The organism is Granulicella sp. L60, assembly GCF_009765825.1.
GTDB lineage: Bacteria > Acidobacteriota > Terriglobia > Terriglobales > Acidobacteriaceae > Edaphobacter.
On the sequence record NZ_LMUR01000018.1, the window covers coordinates 1,176,961 to 1,193,513 of the forward strand.

Here is a 16,553-nt window from a genome sequence, read left to right on the forward strand (position 1 = left end):
TTACCAATACGGCGGCGAAGGATTTTAGCGCAGGCTGGTTTATCTACAGCAGACGCCGACGTCGGGCTATGTGGGCAAGCAGTACTGCGTGGTGAAGTAGGCGCGAATTTGGCGTGTCTTAATCGGACGCAGCGATCTTCAAGGGTTTGGTTGTGGCTTCGGTAGTTCAGGCTGGGTGGATGCCGTATTTCAAATTCAGGAAGTGCTGCAGGTCCACGGGGAGGGTGACGGCTAGCTCTTGCCAAGTGAGGAGTTTCAGGCGGCAGGCGAAGGTTGGATGGCGGACGGCAGACAGGACCTGATACCAGGATTCGATGAGGTCGCTGCGGCGCGCATCGCAGAGTACGCAGAAGGATGTATTGGCGGCGTAGGCGGCGAGGACGTTGCGGATGAGCTGGTAGCTCTGAATGAGGCTGGGTGCAGGGCGGGATATCGAGATGGCTGGCGGAGTGTCGTCTGCCTGGGAGAGGTCTTCGACGTGTGGATGCGGGTTGGGGGCGATGCGTGAGGTGCGTGGGAGACGTGTGAGATCGAAGACGGCTTCGAGGTCGCGGTAGCGTTCGATGAGGCGAAGGGGCGCGGTTTGAAAGCTGGATTCGGTGAGCTTGGCTTCGAGGAAGAGATCGTTTAGCTGGAGGTCGATCTCGGTGCGATCGGTGAGTTTTTTTGGAGCTTTGAGATTTTTGCGGTTGGTGTTGAGCGGGACGCCGGGGTTGATGCCGAAGTGGGGTTGGGCTGTGGGGTCGATGTTGAGCAGGCGCGCGATGGCTGGAGCGAAGGTGTCCCCGTTGAAGACGCCGGGGTGGCAGAAGATGTTCATCAGGAGGGCGTCGGAGCTGTTGGCGCAGTCGAGCTCCATCCACTGCCAGTCGGCGCGAGCGCGGAGTTTGCGGTGTGCGGTGTGGACTTTGGCGAGGCGGCGGGACCAGGCGGGGTTGGCGCAGATGGCGGCGTAGCTGGCGGGGTGGAAGTTGCCGTGGCGGGCTTGTTCGTCGCGTCCGAAGAGGATGCTGGGGGAGTTGCCGGGGGTCTGGTCGTGCAGGAGGTTTGTGGTGGTGGCGAGGTGCTGGGCGCGGGCGTTGAGATCGCGGCGGAGGAGTGAGGCGGACCAACGGGGTTGGGGAGGTTTGTGATTCATAACAACGGGTGCGGGTTCTTGTAGTCTTTGTGTGGGCGAATGTTTGGTGCCTGAAGATTATTTTATGGGGGAGTATGTATGCCGCGTGAGATCGATTGGACCGATAGCGAAGAGATTGGAATTCAGCTGCAGGAGAAGTTTCCGGAGGTTGAGCCGTACACGGTGCGGTTTACGGATCTGCATAAGTATGTGACGGAGCTGCCGGGATTTGTGGGGGATCCGGGGAAGTCGAATGAGGGGATTTTGGAGGCGATTCAGGCGGCTTGGAATGAAGAGTATGAGGATGCTAAGTAAAGATATGTCCTGCCGGACGGGCCCACTGCTCGTGGGGAGGTCACTTCGTGACTTGTATACCTTGTCGTGTCAGGATCATCTCCTATGGGCCTCGCGTTGCTCAGCAATGATGATTCCGACCATCGGGAGGAGCTTTGCTGATGGTGATTGCGTGACCGGTATACGCGTCACGAAGTGACCTCCCGCCGAGCAGGCGGCCCGTCCGGCAGGACAGAATCTTTCTAAAGAAAAGTCACGCCGGTGAGCTGTTCGCAGGCCTGCCAGAGGCGAAGTGCGGCCTCGGTGTCGTGCGCCTGTGAGGCGATCTTTGCTGGTCCTACGTGCTCGCCGCGCATCTCCTGAAAGCCCTGCGGGCCGTAGTAGCCTGCGTCCTGCACGTCGTCTGAAGTGGCGGCGTAGAGGGTCGGCAACGCACCTTCGGAGTCGGTATTGAAGAGGATGCCGAGGAGATGATTGACGGCGTTGCGCATGGTTTTTTGCAGTGGAGAGTGGTCGCCGGCGAGAAAGAGGTTGGTGTTGGCTACGCCGGGGTGGGCGGCGACGCTAAGGATGGTGGAACCTGAGGCGCGGAGTCGGCGGTCCAGCTCGAAGGCGAAGAGAAGATTGGCGAGCTTCGATTGCTGGTAGGAGCGCATGGGTCCGTAGTTTTTGGACTGAAGGTCGTTGAGGTTGAGCTGGCCGCGTTTGTGCGCGATGGAGGCGATGGTAACGATGCGCGGGCGGTAGGAGGACTCCGCGGCGGCCTGTTGCAGTGCGGGCAGAAGGAGGCCGGTGAGCGCGAAGTGGCCCAGGACGTTAGTGCCGAACTGTAGCTCGAAGCCGTCGGCGGTCTCGAGGCGTTTGGGTGGGGCGAAGACGCCGGCGTTGTTGATGAGGACGTGGAGCGGGCGCTTCTGGGCGAGCTCGGCGGCGGCGAAGGTGCGGATGGAGGCGAGCGAGGCGAGGTCGAGGATGGCGAGTTCGGTGTCGGTGCCGGGGGCTTCGGTGTGGAGGCGGTCGAGGGCGGCTTGACCGCGCTGGCGATCGCGGGAGGCGAAGACGATGTGTGCGCCCTTGCGCGCGAGTTTGAGCGCGGCGTGGTAGCCGATGCCGCTGTTGGCGCCGGTGATGAGGATGCGCTTGCCCGTGAGGGAGGGGATGTCTGCGGCTTGCCAGTGCTTCGTCATCTGTATTGGACGTTGCGAGGGGATGGATACGATGCGAAGTTTTTCCGGGCGAGTTTTGAGTGTGAGCGAGGCGTCTATTTTTTGGTGAAGTTAGTTTGAAATTCAAGGCGGAGAAGAGTCTCTTTTAATCGTTGCGAGAATCAGAGGTGCAATAGATTGTGAGGAGGAGAACGACGATGCCATTGCCTACGGATGAGAAGCTTCTGGCGCTGAGTCAGGATTTGCTGAAGCAGTTTGACGCGATCTTTGGGTTGAATCCAGGCTTTCGGCCGGCGCACGCGAAGGGGAAGTTGTTGACGGGGACGTTTCGGCCGTCGGGGGAGGCGAGGTCGCTGACTTCGGCGCCGCATGTGGTTCGGGAGTCTACGCCGGTGACGGTGCGGTTCTCGGATTCGACGGGGATTCCGCTGATTTCGGATAACGATCCGAATGCGAATCCGCGGGGATGCGCGATCCGGTTTCACCTTGCGAAGCATGTGCATACGGATATCGTCAGCCAATCGATGGACGGGTTTCCTACGAATACGGGGCAGGAGTTTCTAGAGTTACTGAAGGCGCTGGCGACGAGCGATCCGGCGAATCTGAAGGGGTCGCCGCTGGAGGCGTTTCTGGGGACGCACCCGAAGGCGCTGGCGTATGTGCAGGCGCCGAAGCCTGCGCCGTCGAGCTTTGCGCGGGAGAGCTATTTTGGCGTGACGGCGATGAAGTTCACGAACAAGGACGGGGTGAGCCGGTTTGGACGGTACAGGATAGTGCCTGAGGCGGGGAATGAGCATCTAGACGATGCGGCGGTGGCGGCGAAGGGCGCGAACTACCTGTTTGAGGAGATTGTGGAGCGGGTGGCGAAGGGGCCGGTGCGGTTCAAGCTGATGGTGCAGGTGGCGGAGGAGGGTGATGTGGTGGACGATGCGACGATCCACTGGCCGGAGGAGCGGAGGGTGCAGGAGCTGGGCGTGCTGGAGTTGACGAAGGCGGTGATGGATGACGCTGCGGAACAGAGACAGATCATCTTCGACCCGATTCCGCGGGTGGAGGGGATTGAGCCTTCGGACGATCCTCTGCTGGAGGTGAGGGCGGCGGTCTATCTGCTGAGCGGACGGCGGCGAAGGGCGGCTCCGGTAGCTTAGGGCCGCGGTCTTCTTAGCGGGCTTTGCTGCAACTGGCTTATTCGGCTGGCTTTGCTTAGCTGTCCTTGCGGTAAAGGAGTTCGCGCATGGCTTGTCTTCGGGCGGCGTTGGCTTCGCTGGCGTTCTTGCGTTCGTCGGCGTCCATGCGCTGTTTGGTGGAGGAATCGCCGGTGGATTCGGGGATGCTGCACTCGGGGCAGCGGTTGGCGAATCCGGGCTTATCGGGCTTCAGTTCGAACTCTTCGGAGCAGACAGCGCATACTTTGATGGGAAAAGGCATACAGACTCCATGGTAACGGAGGCGGTCGATCCTGGTGAATTGCCCCGGTTGAGCTGGCTCTGGGCAGGTTCCCGGATGGGCTGGGCGGGCCTCGCTGGAGAGAGTGACGTGCGAGGGCGTGAAATGTTTCGCGGGCGGATGGCGGTGGCGCGGATATTGGGGGCTTGATCTGCGTGGCGAACCTGCTACCCTTAACGATGTGCTGATTACCCCGCTCCAACTCGTAGACGAACCGCTTGAACTCAACGAAGTCATCGCTCCCGGAGTGCTGGAGTACGCGGCCGACATCCGGCAGGCGGGTCCGCTGCCTGTGAATGGGGTGGCGGATCTGTTGATCGAGCACCGCAGTTCGAGCTCGCATGTGAACGACATCCGGGTGCGGGCGAACTACAGCGCGGATTTTGAGATCCTGTGCGCGCGGTGCCTGGATCCGGTGGCGGTGCCGCTTTCGGGGGAGTTTGACCTGATCTTTCGGCCTGAGGCGGCGGATGCGGACTCCGGGGAGCGTTCTATTACTGCGGATGAGACCGAAATCGGGTATTATCAGGAGAGCGGTCTTTTGCTTGAGGATGTGGTGCGTGAGCAGGTGTTACTCTCCCTGCCGAGTCGCACCCTCTGCACGGCGGACTGCAAGGGGCTTTGCCCGCGCTGTGGTCAGAATCTGAATCAAGCGAAATGTTCCTGCGATGAGGCTCCGGCCGATGTGCGTTGGAATGCGCTTGCGGGTCTGGCGGACAAGCTCGAGCTGAAGCACTAATTTAAAGTTTTTGCCTCGTCGAATGCGTGCTTTTTTACGTGATTGCCGCGGCCGATTGAAAGGGATACTGCAATGCCTAATCCGAAACGGCGCCACTCGAAGCAACGGACTGCCAAGCGCCGCAGCCATGATTTTCTTACGCCCACCGGCCTCTCCGAGTGCCCCAACTGCCACGAGCGCAAGCTTCCTCATCGTGCCTGCCGCAAGTGCGGTACGTATAAGGGTCGCGACGTTCTTGTGACCAAAGAAGCAAGCTAACATCTTCCATTTACACCCTGCTCTTCCCTCCTGATGCCGACTGACATCGTTGTAGACGCAATGGGTTCCGACAAGGCCCCCGAGCCAGAGGTTCGCGGGGCCGTGCTTGCTGCGCGCCAGTTTGGCGTGCGGGTGCATCTGGTGGGTCCAGAGGACAGGCTGCGCCCGCTTCTGCGGCAGGCGTTGCGTGGGCAGCGGCTGCCTGTGTTCATTGTGCCTGCCAGCGAGTGGATCACGATGGACGACAAGGCCGCGCAGGCGGTTCGGTCCAAACGCGATTCGACGATGCGGGTTGGGTTGAAGATGGTCCGCGAGGGCCGTGCGGCGGGGTTCTTTACTGCAGGCAACACGGGCGCGGCCATGGCGACCGCAAAGATGGTGCTGGGGATGCTCTCGGGTGTGGACCGGCCGGCGCTGGCACAGATTCTTCCTACGGTGAGCCGCGTTCCTTCGCTTCTGCTGGATGTAGGGGCGAATGTGGACTGCGATCCGGACAATCTGGTTCAGTTTGCCGTGATGGGCCACATGTATGCGAAGAACATTCTGAAGGTGAATAACCCGCGGGTCGGGCTGCTCTCGATTGGGGAAGAGGATTCGAAGGGCAATGCGCTGACCCGCGATACGCTGCCTTTGCTGCGTGCGGTGAAGGGGATCAACTTCAAAGGCAATGTGGAGGGCCGCGACCTGTTCAACGGGCAGTGCGATGTGGCGGTGTGCGACGGGTTTGTGGGGAACGTGGCGCTGAAGTCGATTGAGGGTACGGCACAGTTGCTGAGTGCGTCGCTGCGCGAGTCGCTGAAGTCGACGGTGACCTCACAGGTGGGAGCGCTGCTGTCGCGGAAGGCGTTTGCGGAGTTCAAGAAGCGGCTGGATTACTCCGAGTATGGAGGGGCGGTGCTGCTTGGGGTGCGGGGCGTGTGCATTGTGGGGCATGGGTCTTCGAATGAGAAGGCGATTATGAACGGGATTCGCGTGGCGGCGGAGTTTGCGCAGGCTGAGGTGAACTTGGGGATTGAAGCTGCGCTGCGGCCTGCGTAACGATTGGCCTGACGGCCGGTCGCCCTGCGCGGGCGGCGATCACTTCGTGATTTGTATATCCCTTTGGGTGAGCTCCCGGTGGTCGCTTGAAATGTCTGTGCCGACCATCGGGAGGACGTTGCGAAGCGGTATATCAATCACGAAGTGATCGCTCGCCGCGCAGGCGCTTTGTTAGTGGAGGAGGCCTAAGGTGAGGACGGCTAGGACGATGAGGCTGACGACGACGTAGAGACGGTCGCGTTCGATGGCGAAGGCTATGACGGCGAAGATGACGCGGGCTACGGGTGTGGCGATCAGGAAGAGGATGCCGAGTTGAACGATGGCGGCGGGGTTGCCGTGGGAGAGCAGACGCAGAAGCTGGGTGGCTGAGCGCAGGTCGGCGGGTTCGCTGATGAAGGTGCGGAGGTTGACGGGGTGGCTGGCGTTGGCCTTGAGGTAGAGGATGCCGCCGAGGAGAACGGTGGCGGAGGCGAGCAGGACGCCGGACTGGAGGAGACGGCCCATGAGGGTCTCCATGCGCTGGTCGGTGAATGCTTCTGCTGGTGCTTTTGTGGATACTGCTGCTAATTTTTCTACGGATCCTTCTGTGAGTTTTCGGTGGGTTTCTTTTGAGGATTCTTGAGGGGTGGGCTTAGGGGATGCTTGCGGGTTGGGGTTTTCGGTGGTCATGGTTGTGGGGTTATACGCCTCGGATGCCGTTGATGATCATCTCGACGCCGAGGGCGAGGATGACGAGGGTGAAGATGCTGCGCAGGAGAGAGACGCGGGCGCGGACGAGGTATCGCGCACCGAGGAGTGAGCCAGCGAGAACGCCGAGCATGACGGGGAAGGCGAGGGCGGGATCGATGTAGCCGCGATGCAGGTAGATGCCCGCGCTGGCGGCTGCGGTGACGCCGATCATGAAGTTGCTGGTGGTGGTGGAGACCTTGAAGGGGATGCGCATGATGCGGTCCATGGCGAGGACCTTGACGGCTCCGGAGCCGATGCCGAGGAGGCCGGAGAGCGTGCCTGCTCCGAACATGGTGGCGAAGCCTGCGGGGATGCGGTCGACGCTGTAGTGGCAGAGGCCGCCGTGGCCGTCGGGGTAGGTGCCGGACATGCGGAGGCGATCGGACCAGGGATTTGCAGGATGGGGCGTGGGTTCGGCACGGCGGGACTGCTGCCAGGAGAGCCAGGCGGAGTAGAGCAGGACGAGTCCGAAGACGATGGCGAGGGCGCGCGTGGGGACGCGGGTGGCGAGGAAGGCTCCAAAGACGGCGCCGATGGTGGTAGCGACTTCGAGGAACATGCCGATGCGAACGCTGGAGAAGCCTTCGCGGACGTAGGCGGCTGCGGCTCCGGAGGAGGTGGCGATGACGGAGATGAGCGAGGCTCCGATGGCGTAGCGGATGTCGACGTGGAAGATGAGGGTGAGGAGAGGGACGAGGACGACCCCTCCGCCGAGGCCTGTGAGTGCGCCGAGGAGGCCGGCAGCGATGGAGCCGGCGAAGACTAGTGAGGTGAAGAGCAGCAGGGGCATCGGCTGAGGTGATTATGGCATGGTGATCTTGTGATCATCCCGAGGTTCGTGGGGTGGATGCGTTTAGGCGCTCTCGGTCTGGGAGACGGGAATGGGGCGGGGCTTGGGTGGTGTCATGACAGGTGGTATGGCGATGGGTGAGGGTATGGGCAGGGACGCTGCGGTTAGCGTGTTCTTGGTGAAGGCCTTCAGCAGGCCTTCGAGGAAGGCGAAGAAGACATCGACGGCGTATCCGACCAGGAAGGCGAGGGCGAGTGGCGGGATGGAGATCTCCTGGTTGACGGAGAAGTTATTGAAGAGGCCGATGACGGCTCCGCAAATGGCGGCGATGAGGAAGCGGGCGGAGTTGGCAGCGGATGGGATGAAGGTGCGGCTGCTCATCTGGTCTTCGAAGCTGCGGAGAAGGTAGGCGCAGGTTCCAAGCAGGGCGTAGAGCACGGGCAGGATGCAGGTAGTGATGGCGCCGTAGAAGACGGAGACGTCGGTGAGGATGGTCAGGGCGAAGTAGCGGACGTCCTGGTAGGTGCTGGTGATGGTGTCGCGGGCGACGATGGGGTCGGGGATGCCGACGGGAAGCTCGAAGAGGGCTTTGCGCTGTTCGGGCGTGAGGTTGTCCTCCTGCGGGAGTCTGTGCCAGGGGAGGATGAAGTGATTGAGCTTGCGGGCGCGGGCGTTAATGACGCGGACGGTGGAGGCGTAGTCCTGCAGGTCGGCGACGAGGTCGGTCTCGCTGATGCCCTTGGGTACGGGTGCGACGGGAGTGCCGGCGGGCGGCTTTGGACCGAGCTCGGTCTGGAGCTTGACGGCGAAGGCGTTGGCCTTGGTGATGTCGGCGTTGAGGGCGATGGAGACGGCGGAGGTGATGAAGGTGGCGACGGAGACGGGGATGATGACGGCGGTGAGGATGAGGGCTATGCGCAGGTAGGTGCGGACGGTGGGACGGGTGTCGTCGTGGTAGGCCTTGAGGCTCTCGGCGTTGACGGGGCGGAGGCGGGCGGAGAGGGTGGTGACGGCGGCGAGGAGGTTGGCGGCGGAGTCCTCGTCCCAGTGCGCGGGGTAGATGGCGCGGGCGTGTAGGATGGCGCGGCGGGTGTCGTCGGAGACTTCGACGCCGATCTCGGCCGCGTAGTGCATGAGGCGCTCGGCGTCTTCGATGAGGCAGGTGAAGTAGGGGGGAGCCTTGGCGTGTTCGGGCTCGGTGAGGTGCTGTGTTTCGATCTTGCAGGGCCCGGTGGGATCAGGTTGCGTCATGGCAACACCTTCCTAACGACCGCGGATGGTCTAACTGTGGAGGAATGTCATAGTACCGCTTCGGAGGGCGCGCCGCAAACTATGTTCTGTCGCGAGATGGCCCGGATTTGGGAGAGGGGGCTAGTGGTATCCCTCTATAGGGTGGGGAACTGGCCTGGATGTGGTGCGAGATAAGGAGAGAGTATTTGCACGCCGAGCCAATTGCAGACCCTTCGACTGCGCCTCTCACGATGAGACTGCGAGAGGCTCCGCTCAGGATGACACTTTCTATATCAATCCATCACTGAAGCTCAGGCTATATGTCGATACTGGCTAGAGGTCGTGGAAGAGGCGGATGCCGGCGATGCCGCTGGCTCCGGCTTCGAGGCAGGCGGGGGTGTTTGCAGGGGTGACGCCGCCGAGGGCGAAGACGGGGGTGGGGGCGGCGGCGGCGCAGGCTGCGCGGAGGTGGTCGAGACCGTGGCCAGGGAGGGTGAGGGTGGGGAGGGATTTTTCGAAGACGGGTGCGAAGAGGATGGCGTCTACGCTGGCGTGGTGGGCGCGGCGGACGTCGTCGAGGGTGTGGCAGGAGATGGTGATGCGGGGTGGCGGGAGGGCGGTTGAGGCGTAGAGGGTGCGGACCTGGCTGGGGGTGAGTGAGTCGGGGGAGGAGGTGAGATGGACCCCGTGAGCGCCGGCGGCGATGGCGATGTCCGGGCGGGAGTTGATGAGGATGCTTGTGTGGCCCGAATGCAAGATGCTTATTTTCATTAACTTAGCTGCTAGGATCGAGAGTGCGGAGGCAGGAAGGTCTTTTTCGCGCAGTTGGATGAAGTCGACTCCGGCGGCGATCCAGCGGGCGGCTTGCTCGAGGAGGGCGGCCTGTTTTTTTGCTTCGTTGCCGGGGAAGAGGGCGCGGCTGGTGATGGCGTAGCGAAGCATCGTCGTTTCAGTGTATGGTGCCAAGCCCCCCGGGGTAGAGGTGTTCATGGCGGTGTGGTAGTTTCATGAAAGCAGGCAACGCGCACAACGAGAAGAAAACCAGCCCTCACTGATAACCACGTCGGGGCCGATAACGGGGACAAGACCCAGTCTCGGAGCTGGGGCAGGTGTCCATGAGTATGTGCCATTATGAGTAGTGTTTACGATCTGATCGTCATTGGGTCCGGGCCGGCAGGCCAACGAGCCGCAATTTACGCCTCCAAATTAGGGAAAAAGGTCGCGCTGGTAGAGATGCGCGAGGTCGTGGGAGGCGCGTGCATCAGTACGGGGACGATTCCCTCGAAGACGATGCGCGAGGCGGTGCTGCATCTCTCCGGCTATAACTACAAGTCCATCTACGGGATGAACTATCGGGTGAAGGAACGGATCACCATGGCGGACCTGGCGTTCCGGGTTCAGCACGTGATCAAGACCGAGATCGATGTCACCGAGGCGCAGCTCTCGCGCAACAACATCGAGATGCTGGTGGGTGTGGCGAGCTTTGAAGACGCGACCCATGTGAAGGTGACGAACTCGCGCGGTTCGACCGTGTACGAGACGAAGAACGTACTGATCGGGACGGGAACCAAGCCGGCGGCGTCGGAGAAGGTGCCGATCAACGGGCGCAGCATTGTGAACAGCGACCTGGTGCTGGAGCTGGTGAATCTGCCGAAGACGATGATTATCGTTGGCGGTGGCGTGATCGGGGTGGAGTACACCTGTATGTTCGCGGCTCTGGGAGTGCGGGTGACGCTGATTGAGCGCAGGCCGCGGCTGCTGGAGTTCGCCGATCAGGAGATTATCGAGGCGCTGAGCTACCATCTGCGCGACTCGCGGGTGACGATGCGGCTGAACGAAGAGGTGGAGTCCGTGGAGGAGATGCCGGACGGCACCGTGGTCGCGAATCTGGAGAGCAAGAAGAAGGTGCAGGGCGATACGCTGCTGTACGCTGTCGGACGCCAGGGCAATGTGGATGAGCTGAACCTGGGCGCGGTCGGGATCGAGTCGGACTCGCGTGGACGCATTCCGGTGGACAAGGATTTCAGGACGAAGGTGCCGACGATCTTTGCGGTGGGCGACGTGATCGGATTTCCGTCGCTGGCTTCGGTTTCGATGGAGCAGGGCCGGGTGGCGGCGGCGAGGGCGTTTGGCGACGATACGATTCTGTCGCAGCCAGGACTGTATCCGTATGGGATTTATACGATTCCAGAGATCAGCTTTATCGGCAAGACCGAGGAGCAGCTGACCGAGGAGGACGTTCCGTACGAGGTGGGCGTGGCGTACTATCGCGAGATTGCGCGTGGACAGATCCGCGGCGATACGACGGGACGGCTGAAGCTGATCTTCCACCGGCTGACGCACTCGATCCTCGGGGTACACATTATCGGCGAGGGTGCGAGCGAGCTGTTGCACATCGGCCAGGCTGTGATGGCACTGGGCGGAAAGCTGGAATATTTCGTAGATACCGTGTTCAACTATCCAACGCTCGCAGAATGTTATAAAGTTGCGGCTTTCAATGGGTTGAACCGCGTCAGCAAGTTCGAGTAGGCGAGCGCGTAACCCGGACAGAGGCGAACAGGGTCATGGCAAAGACAATTGGGGTGATTTTATCGGATCGGATTTCGGCTGGGCTTGTGGTCGATTACAAGCTGCAAGGACCGCTGCAGCGCTTTCCGGACGATCACGACGACGAAGATGCGCTTGTGGAGATGCACACCGAGGCACTGGTGGAGACGATCTGCAGGCAGGTGGTTGAGGTAGCTGGTGGGGCCAGGGATCTGGCGGCGGTGGGAGTCGCGCTGCCGGGGCTGGTGAAGGACGGCGTGGTGCAGGAGTCTCCGAACCTGCCGCAGTTGAAGGGTGCGCGGATCTCGGAGATGCTGACGGCGCATATGCGCAGCCATGGGATCGACGTGCCGGTGTCGGCGCTGAACGATGCTGACGGTATGGCGGCGGGGCTGGCTTCGGCGCATGGCAAGCTGGACCACATGATTCGGGTGTGGACGTTGGGCGTTGGGATCGGCTATGGGCGCTATCCGTTTGCCCAGGGTGTGTGGGAGGGCGGTCACTCTGTGGTGACGCTGGATGAGAAGGAACGGTTCTGCGGGTGCGGAGGGCGCGGCCACATGGAAGGAATCATGGGGCATCGTGCGATGCGTCTGCGCTTTTTGGACATGGAGCCGGAAGAGGTCTTCGAGGCTGCCAAGAACGGCGATGCTCGGTGCATGGAGTTCAAGCGCCTGTGGCACAAGGCGCTGGCTGCGGCTTCGGCGACCTCCATTCACATGGCAGGGCCGGGAAAGATATTTCTCTCGGGATTCAATGTCGGGTTTGTCGACCTGCCGATGCTGAAGGACTACATGCAGCAGATGGTGAAGATGAGTCCGCTGCAGAGCTACTCTTTGGAGATCGTGCAGGATAATCCGGAGATTCGGGTGATCGGTGCGGCGGTTTGGGCGGAGCAGGCTGTCGCGAGATAAGAACGAATTTCTTTTTATAATCGCGGCATGGGACCGTTTCCCGTCGAGACGGAGCGTCTGCTGCTGCGTGAGTTTCGCGCAGAGGATGAGGCTGCGATTCATGCCTATGCCGCCGATGAAGAGGCTACGCGCTTTACGAACTGGGGACCAAATACCAAGGAACAGACGCGCGCGATTCTTGAGTCCTGGCTTGTAGTGCAGCGAGGATGGCCGCGCGAGGTGGTGCCGCTGGCGATTGAGTTGAAGACGGAGCGGAGGCTGATCGGCGGGACAGGATTTACTCCTCTTGATCTCAAGGCGCGGACTGCCGTCTTTGGCTATGTGCTGCATCGCTCGTACTGGGGAAGCGGATATGCGACGGAGGCTTCGCGCGCGCTGCTGAGCTTTGGCTTCAGGGAGCTTGGACTGCATCGCATCACGGCGGCGTGCGATACGTTGAATACAGCTTCGTATCATGTGATGGAGAAGCTCGGCATGAGGCGTGAGGCGCATCATCGGAAGGATGCGAGGAAGCATGGTCGCTGGCGGGATACCTACATCTACGCTGTACTGGGTGAAGAGTGGCGAGGGTGAGTTTCGAGCAGACTACTTCTGGCAGGTGGGGCAGAAGTGGGTGCTGCGGCCACCGACGACGATGCGCTTGATGGGTGTGGCGCAGATGCGGCAGGGTTGACCGGTGCGTGAGTAGGCGTGATGGTGAAGCTGGAAAAATCCTGCGACGCCGTCGGCATCGACGTAGTCGGAGACGGAAGAACCGCCGAGCTTGATTGCTTCGGTGAGGACCTTGATTAGCGCGGCGCGAAGGCGGGTGAGTTCGGCGCGGGTGAGGCGGCCTGCATGACGGGTCGGGCGGATGCCTGCGTGGAAGAGGCTCTCGTCTGCATAGATGTTGCCAACGCCGTGGAGCAGGGACTGGTTGAGCAGCGCGGCCTTGATGGGTGTCTTGCGGTTGTGGAAGAGGGTGATGAACTCTTCGAGACCGATGGTGAGGGGTTCGGCTCCGGGGCCTGCGTACTTTTCTTCGGGCGTTGCGGAGGCGATGACGGAGAGTCGGCCGAAGCGGCGCGCGTCGACGAAGCGTAACTCCTTTCCGCTGCCGAGAGCGAGAATGGCGTGAGTGTGGGCGGGGACCGGGGTGTCGGGTGTGGAGACGAGCAAGCGGCCGGTCATACCGAGGTGGACAAGGAACTGCGCGGATTTTTTGTTACGCGTGAGATCGACGACGATAGTTTTGCCGACGCGATGGACACGATCGATGCGGCTGCCGGTGAGGACTTCGATGATCTCGTCGGGCGCGGACTTGAACGTCTGCGGCTTGTTGCTTGTCCAGACGGAGCGGATGGTCTGGCCATGGATGCGCGCATGGACACCGTTGGCTACGGTCTCGACTTCGGGAAGTTCTGGCATGCCTCTTTGAAGTATAGGTGCTCTCGTACGGTTACCCGAACGGGGGCATGGGGAAAGATGGGATTTGGCCCCAAACGCGCCTAAGCCGCTAACTCCTTGTCGTATTTAGAGTTGTCCAGCAGGGTGCGCTCTGAGGAAGACCTTCGATACGACTTCTTTATGTCCTTTCTATGCACTTTTTATGCCACGGGGACTTGAATGAAAGAGATGTCATCCAGGTAAAGGCTGCACGGCAGGCTGGAAAACAGGAGACAAGACGATGTGGGATGTGGGATGTGTAGCAGCGAGCGTGCTGTTCTTCTTGATTGCGATTGGGTACGCGATGGGCTGTGATCGGTTAGGGACAAAAGGCAAGGAGGCCTGATGGAGACGGTACTGCTTGGCCTCGTGACGGTTGGTCTATTGGTCTACCTGGTGTATGCGCTTCTGCGCCCGGAAAAGTTTTAAGGGGATGTGTTGAATCATGACAGCGAACGGCTGGTTTCAAATCTGCTTTTTCTTTGCGCTTGTACTGATCTGTGCAAAGCCTCTGGGCCTGTACATGGCCCGCGTCTTCGAGCGTGAACGTACCTTTGCCGATGTTGTCTTCCGTCCGATCGAGCGGCTGATCTATCGCCTGACCGGGGTCGACGAGACGCATGAGATGCGGTGGACCGAGTATGCGGTGGTGATGCTGCTGTTCAGCCTGGTAACGCTTCTGGCGACCTATGCGATTGAGCGGCTGCAGCATGCGCTCCCTTTGAATCCTCAGCATCTGGCGAACGTAGCTCCCGATCTTGCGCTCAATACGGCTGTTTCGTTTACTACGAATACGAACTGGCAGTCCTATACACCTGAAGCGACGATGAGCTATCTGACTCAGATGCTCACGCTGGCTTACCATAACTTCTTCTCCGCGGCTGTTGGGATAGCGCTTGCGGTCGCGCTGATTCGTGGAATCTCGCGACGGGAGTCGAAGACGCTGGGCAACTTCTGGGTCGATACGACCAGGGCTTCGTTGTGGGTGCTGTTGCCGGGCTGCCTGATCTATGCGCTGCTCCTGGTATCGCAGGGCGTTGTGCAGAACTTTCGGCCGTATGACCAAGCAAAATTGGTGCAGGCGCAGACTGTAACCACCACCGGCACAGATGGAAAGACAACTACACAGACCGTAACGACGCAGAGCATCGCGCAGGGTCCGGCCGCCTCGCAGGAGGCGATCAAGATGCTCGGCACCAACGGCGGCGGTTTTTTCAATGCGAACAGCGCGCACCCGTTTGAAAATCCCACGCCGCTGTCGAATCTGATGGAGATGTTCTCGATCTTTCTGATTCCTGCCGCGCTGACTGTAACGCTGGGAAGAATGACGAAGGCTCCGAAGCACGGTTGGGCTGTGTTCGCGGCGATGGCTGTGCTCTTCTTCGTCGGGGTCGCGGTTGCTTACTATGCCGAAGCGCAGCCTAACCCGCTGTTGCACTCCGTCAACCAACACGTCACTGCGACGCAGGCTGGCGGCAATATGGAAGGCAAGGAGGTTCGGTTTGGTATCGCCAACTCGGCGCTCTTTGCTACGGTTACAACCGACGCAAGCTGCGGTGCGGTCAACTCCATGCATGACTCGTTCATGCCGCTCGGTGGATTGGTTCCACTGGTCAACATCATGCTGGGAGAGGTCATCTTCGGCGGTGTCGGAGCCGGACTCTATGGCATGTTGATCTTCGTTGTACTGGCGGTCTTTATTGCAGGTCTCATGGTGGGCCGTACGCCAGAGTACCTGGGGAAGAAGATTGAATCGTACGACGTGAAGATGGCGATGTTGTATGTGCTCATCTTTCCGCTGTCGATCCTTGGATTCTCGGCTGTGTCGCTGATGATGCCGCAGCTCGGGCTTTCGTCGCTTGCGAACGGCGGGCCGCATGGTCTTTCGGAGATCCTTTACGCCTACACTTCGGCGACAGGAAATAACGGATCTGCCTTTATGGGGCTGAATGCGAATACGCATTGGTACAACCTGTCATTGAGCGCGGCGATGTTGGTTGGCCGGTTCCTGATGATCGTTCCGATGCTGGCTATCGCAGGAAATCTTGCCGGTAAAAAACTGGTGCCGCCATCGCAGGGAACCTTCCCGGTGCACACACCTTTGTTCACTGTGCTGTTGGTCGGCGTCATTCTCATCGTTGGAGCCCTGACATTCTTTCCAGCGCTCTCGCTCGGTCCTATTCTCGAGCACTTACTGATGCACGCAGGTACAAGCTTCTAGTTCGGAAGAGAAAAAAGTAGATATTTCTATGGCAAATACACGCAAACGTTCGCTCTGGGATACAAAGATAGTCCGTCGTGCGCTGGTCGATGCACTGGTCAAACTCAGTCCGGCCACGATGATGAAGAATCCCGTTATGTTCGTGGTTGAGATTGGCAGTGTGATTACGAGCATCTATCTGCTCGGCGATGTTATCGCGCATCGCGGCTCGTTTCGCTTCGATCTGCAGATCACACTGTGGCTCTGGTTCACGGTTCTGTTTGCGAACTTCGCGGAGGCGATGGCGGAGGGCCGGGGCAAGGCTCAGGCCGATGCGCTGCGACGTGCGAAGTCCGAGACGACAGCAGTTCGGCTTCGCACGGATGGCAGCACCGAGGAGGTCGCGAGTTCGGATCTGCGATCGGGAGATCTCGTTCTGGTCATCGCAGGTAGCATGATTCCCGGCGATGGCGAGGTGATCGAAGGTGTCGCTTCGGTCGACGAGTCCGCGATTACAGGAGAGTCCGCGCCCGTTATTCGAGAGGCTGGCGGCGATCGCTCGGCGGTGACGGGTGGAACGCGATGCCTATCGGACCAGATTAAAGTGCGGATTACTTCGAATCCTGGCGAGACGTTCCTGGATCGCATGATCGCACTGGT

Annotated in this window: 18 protein-coding genes and 1 pseudogene; 11 read left to right on the forward strand and 8 right to left on the reverse strand. The window is 60.5% G+C overall.

Translation table 11 applies throughout. The features are described from left to right. Positions 1–166 precede the first annotated feature (166 nt). Positions 167–1,138: a hypothetical protein gene (locus GSQ82_RS15210; protein WP_158793064.1), complete on the reverse strand. Its 972-nt coding sequence runs from the start codon at positions 1,136–1,138 to the stop codon at positions 167–169. Between the two features lie 78 nt (positions 1,139–1,216). Here GSQ82_RS15210 and iscX point away from each other — a divergent pair, with 78 nt between their 5' ends. Beyond that, entirely contained in the window at positions 1,217–1,432 is a 216-nt protein-coding gene (gene iscX / locus GSQ82_RS15215) for a Fe-S cluster assembly protein IscX (RefSeq protein WP_158793065.1), read from the forward strand. Positions 1,433–1,653: 221 nt separating this feature from the next. On the opposite strand, the gene GSQ82_RS15220 is transcribed toward iscX, so the two are convergent. Further along, a complete protein-coding gene (locus GSQ82_RS15220; RefSeq protein WP_158793066.1) occupies positions 1,654–2,598 on the reverse strand; it encodes an oxidoreductase in 945 nt (314 codons plus the stop codon). A 176-nt stretch (positions 2,599–2,774) separates the two neighbouring features. Between GSQ82_RS15220 and GSQ82_RS15225 the strand changes: the two genes are divergently transcribed. Next, complete coding sequence (locus GSQ82_RS15225; RefSeq protein WP_158793067.1) at positions 2,775–3,725, forward strand: catalase family peroxidase; 951 nt, start codon at positions 2,775–2,777, stop codon at positions 3,723–3,725. Between the two features lie 55 nt (positions 3,726–3,780). On the opposite strand, the gene GSQ82_RS15230 is transcribed toward GSQ82_RS15225, so the two are convergent. After that, complete coding sequence (locus GSQ82_RS15230; protein ID WP_158793068.1) at positions 3,781–4,005, reverse strand: hypothetical protein; 225 nt, start codon at positions 4,003–4,005, stop codon at positions 3,781–3,783. A gap of 118 nt (positions 4,006–4,123) precedes the next feature. Here GSQ82_RS15230 and GSQ82_RS15235 point away from each other — a divergent pair, with 118 nt between their 5' ends. The 3 genes from GSQ82_RS15235 to plsX all read left to right on the forward strand — a co-directional run bounded on the left by GSQ82_RS15235 (position 4,124) and on the right by plsX (position 6,058). Further along, complete coding sequence (locus tag GSQ82_RS15235) at positions 4,124–4,762, forward strand: DUF177 domain-containing protein (RefSeq protein WP_254061669.1); 639 nt, start codon at positions 4,124–4,126, stop codon at positions 4,760–4,762. A 72-nt stretch (positions 4,763–4,834) separates the two neighbouring features. Beyond that, on the forward strand, positions 4,835–5,020 hold the full coding sequence (gene rpmF / locus GSQ82_RS15240) for a 50S ribosomal protein L32 (RefSeq protein WP_125485089.1): 186 nt from the start codon (positions 4,835–4,837) through the stop codon (positions 5,018–5,020). Positions 5,021–5,053: 33 nt separating this feature from the next. Next, positions 5,054–6,058 carry a phosphate acyltransferase PlsX gene (plsX, locus tag GSQ82_RS15245; protein ID WP_158793069.1) on the forward strand — a complete coding sequence of 335 codons (1,005 nt, stop codon included), beginning with the start codon at positions 5,054–5,056 and terminating at the stop codon, positions 6,056–6,058. A gap of 171 nt (positions 6,059–6,229) precedes the next feature. Here plsX and GSQ82_RS15250 read toward each other — a convergent pair whose 3' ends face one another. From GSQ82_RS15250 to GSQ82_RS15265, 4 genes are all read right to left on the reverse strand, one after another. Next, positions 6,230–6,562, reverse strand: coding sequence for a DUF1634 domain-containing protein (locus tag GSQ82_RS15250; RefSeq protein ID WP_158793070.1), 333 nt, complete (start codon positions 6,560–6,562; stop codon positions 6,230–6,232). 175 nt (positions 6,563–6,737) lie between these two features. Then, a complete protein-coding gene (locus GSQ82_RS15255; RefSeq protein ID WP_158793071.1) occupies positions 6,738–7,577 on the reverse strand; it encodes a sulfite exporter TauE/SafE family protein in 840 nt (279 codons plus the stop codon). Between the two features lie 63 nt (positions 7,578–7,640). Next, on the reverse strand, positions 7,641–8,828 hold the full coding sequence (locus GSQ82_RS15260) for a hypothetical protein (RefSeq protein ID WP_158793072.1): 1,188 nt from the start codon (positions 8,826–8,828) through the stop codon (positions 7,641–7,643). Positions 8,829–9,140: 312 nt separating this feature from the next. Beyond that, positions 9,141–9,797 (reverse strand): thiamine phosphate synthase, encoded by a 657-nt coding sequence (locus GSQ82_RS15265; RefSeq protein ID WP_158793073.1) that lies wholly within the window; start codon positions 9,795–9,797, stop codon positions 9,141–9,143. 141 nt (positions 9,798–9,938) lie between these two features. Here GSQ82_RS15265 and sthA point away from each other — a divergent pair, with 141 nt between their 5' ends. From sthA to GSQ82_RS15280, 3 genes are read left to right on the forward strand one after another with little or no spacing between them, the layout of a single operon-like run. Continuing rightward, positions 9,939–11,336 carry a Si-specific NAD(P)(+) transhydrogenase gene (gene sthA, locus GSQ82_RS15270; RefSeq protein WP_158793074.1) on the forward strand — a complete coding sequence of 466 codons (1,398 nt, stop codon included), beginning with the start codon at positions 9,939–9,941 and terminating at the stop codon, positions 11,334–11,336. Between the two features lie 35 nt (positions 11,337–11,371). After that, positions 11,372–12,268 carry an ROK family protein gene (locus GSQ82_RS15275; protein ID WP_158793075.1) on the forward strand — a complete coding sequence of 299 codons (897 nt, stop codon included), beginning with the start codon at positions 11,372–11,374 and terminating at the stop codon, positions 12,266–12,268. A gap of 27 nt (positions 12,269–12,295) precedes the next feature. After that, the gene (locus GSQ82_RS15280; RefSeq protein ID WP_158793076.1) at positions 12,296–12,841 is read left to right on the forward strand and encodes a GNAT family N-acetyltransferase; all 546 of its coding nucleotides are present in this window, start codon (positions 12,296–12,298) and stop codon (positions 12,839–12,841) included. 12 nt (positions 12,842–12,853) lie between these two features. Here the strand turns inward: GSQ82_RS15280 and mutM are convergent, their stop codons facing one another. Next, positions 12,854–13,675: a bifunctional DNA-formamidopyrimidine glycosylase/DNA-(apurinic or apyrimidinic site) lyase gene (gene mutM / locus GSQ82_RS15285; protein WP_158793077.1), complete on the reverse strand. Its 822-nt coding sequence runs from the start codon at positions 13,673–13,675 to the stop codon at positions 12,854–12,856. A gap of 363 nt (positions 13,676–14,038) precedes the next feature. Here mutM and kdpF point away from each other — a divergent pair, with 363 nt between their 5' ends. From kdpF to GSQ82_RS15300, 3 genes and pseudogenes are all read left to right on the forward strand, one after another. Continuing rightward, positions 14,039–14,122 (forward strand): K(+)-transporting ATPase subunit F, encoded by an 84-nt coding sequence (gene kdpF, locus GSQ82_RS25765; RefSeq protein WP_158793717.1) that lies wholly within the window; start codon positions 14,039–14,041, stop codon positions 14,120–14,122. A gap of 16 nt (positions 14,123–14,138) precedes the next feature. Continuing rightward, entirely contained in the window at positions 14,139–15,914 is a 1,776-nt protein-coding gene (gene kdpA / locus GSQ82_RS15295; RefSeq protein WP_158793078.1) for a potassium-transporting ATPase subunit KdpA, read from the forward strand. Between the two features lie 28 nt (positions 15,915–15,942). Further along, positions 15,943–16,553: pseudogene (locus GSQ82_RS15300) on the forward strand (potassium-transporting ATPase subunit B); the annotation flags it as partial.

Coding starts and splice junctions, on each gene's coding strand:
- GSQ82_RS15210 (WP_158793064.1), bottom strand. CDS start 1,138: ATGAATCACAAACCTCCCCAACCCCGTTGGTCCGCCTCACTCCTCCGC.
- rpmF (WP_125485089.1), top strand. CDS start 4,835: ATGCCTAATCCGAAACGGCGCCACTCGAAGCAACGGACTGCCAAGCGC.
- iscX (WP_158793065.1), top strand. CDS start 1,217: ATGCCGCGTGAGATCGATTGGACCGATAGCGAAGAGATTGGAATTCAG.
- GSQ82_RS15280 (WP_158793076.1), top strand. CDS start 12,296: ATGGGACCGTTTCCCGTCGAGACGGAGCGTCTGCTGCTGCGTGAGTTT.
- kdpF (WP_158793717.1), top strand. CDS start 14,039: ATGGAGACGGTACTGCTTGGCCTCGTGACGGTTGGTCTATTGGTCTAC.
- GSQ82_RS15225 (WP_158793067.1), top strand. CDS start 2,775: ATGCCATTGCCTACGGATGAGAAGCTTCTGGCGCTGAGTCAGGATTTG.
- kdpA (WP_158793078.1), top strand. CDS start 14,139: ATGACAGCGAACGGCTGGTTTCAAATCTGCTTTTTCTTTGCGCTTGTA.
- plsX (WP_158793069.1), top strand. CDS start 5,054: ATGCCGACTGACATCGTTGTAGACGCAATGGGTTCCGACAAGGCCCCC.
- sthA (WP_158793074.1), top strand. CDS start 9,939: ATGAGTAGTGTTTACGATCTGATCGTCATTGGGTCCGGGCCGGCAGGC.
- mutM (WP_158793077.1), bottom strand. CDS start 13,675: ATGCCAGAACTTCCCGAAGTCGAGACCGTAGCCAACGGTGTCCATGCG.
- GSQ82_RS15220 (WP_158793066.1), bottom strand. CDS start 2,598: ATGACGAAGCACTGGCAAGCCGCAGACATCCCCTCCCTCACGGGCAAG.
- GSQ82_RS15255 (WP_158793071.1), bottom strand. CDS start 7,577: ATGCCCCTGCTGCTCTTCACCTCACTAGTCTTCGCCGGCTCCATCGCT.
- GSQ82_RS15250 (WP_158793070.1), bottom strand. CDS start 6,562: ATGGGCCGTCTCCTCCAGTCCGGCGTCCTGCTCGCCTCCGCCACCGTT.
- GSQ82_RS15260 (WP_158793072.1), bottom strand. CDS start 8,828: ATGACGCAACCTGATCCCACCGGGCCCTGCAAGATCGAAACACAGCAC.
- GSQ82_RS15275 (WP_158793075.1), top strand. CDS start 11,372: ATGGCAAAGACAATTGGGGTGATTTTATCGGATCGGATTTCGGCTGGG.
- GSQ82_RS15265 (WP_158793073.1), bottom strand. CDS start 9,797: ATGAACACCTCTACCCCGGGGGGCTTGGCACCATACACTGAAACGACG.
- GSQ82_RS15230 (WP_158793068.1), bottom strand. CDS start 4,005: ATGCCTTTTCCCATCAAAGTATGCGCTGTCTGCTCCGAAGAGTTCGAA.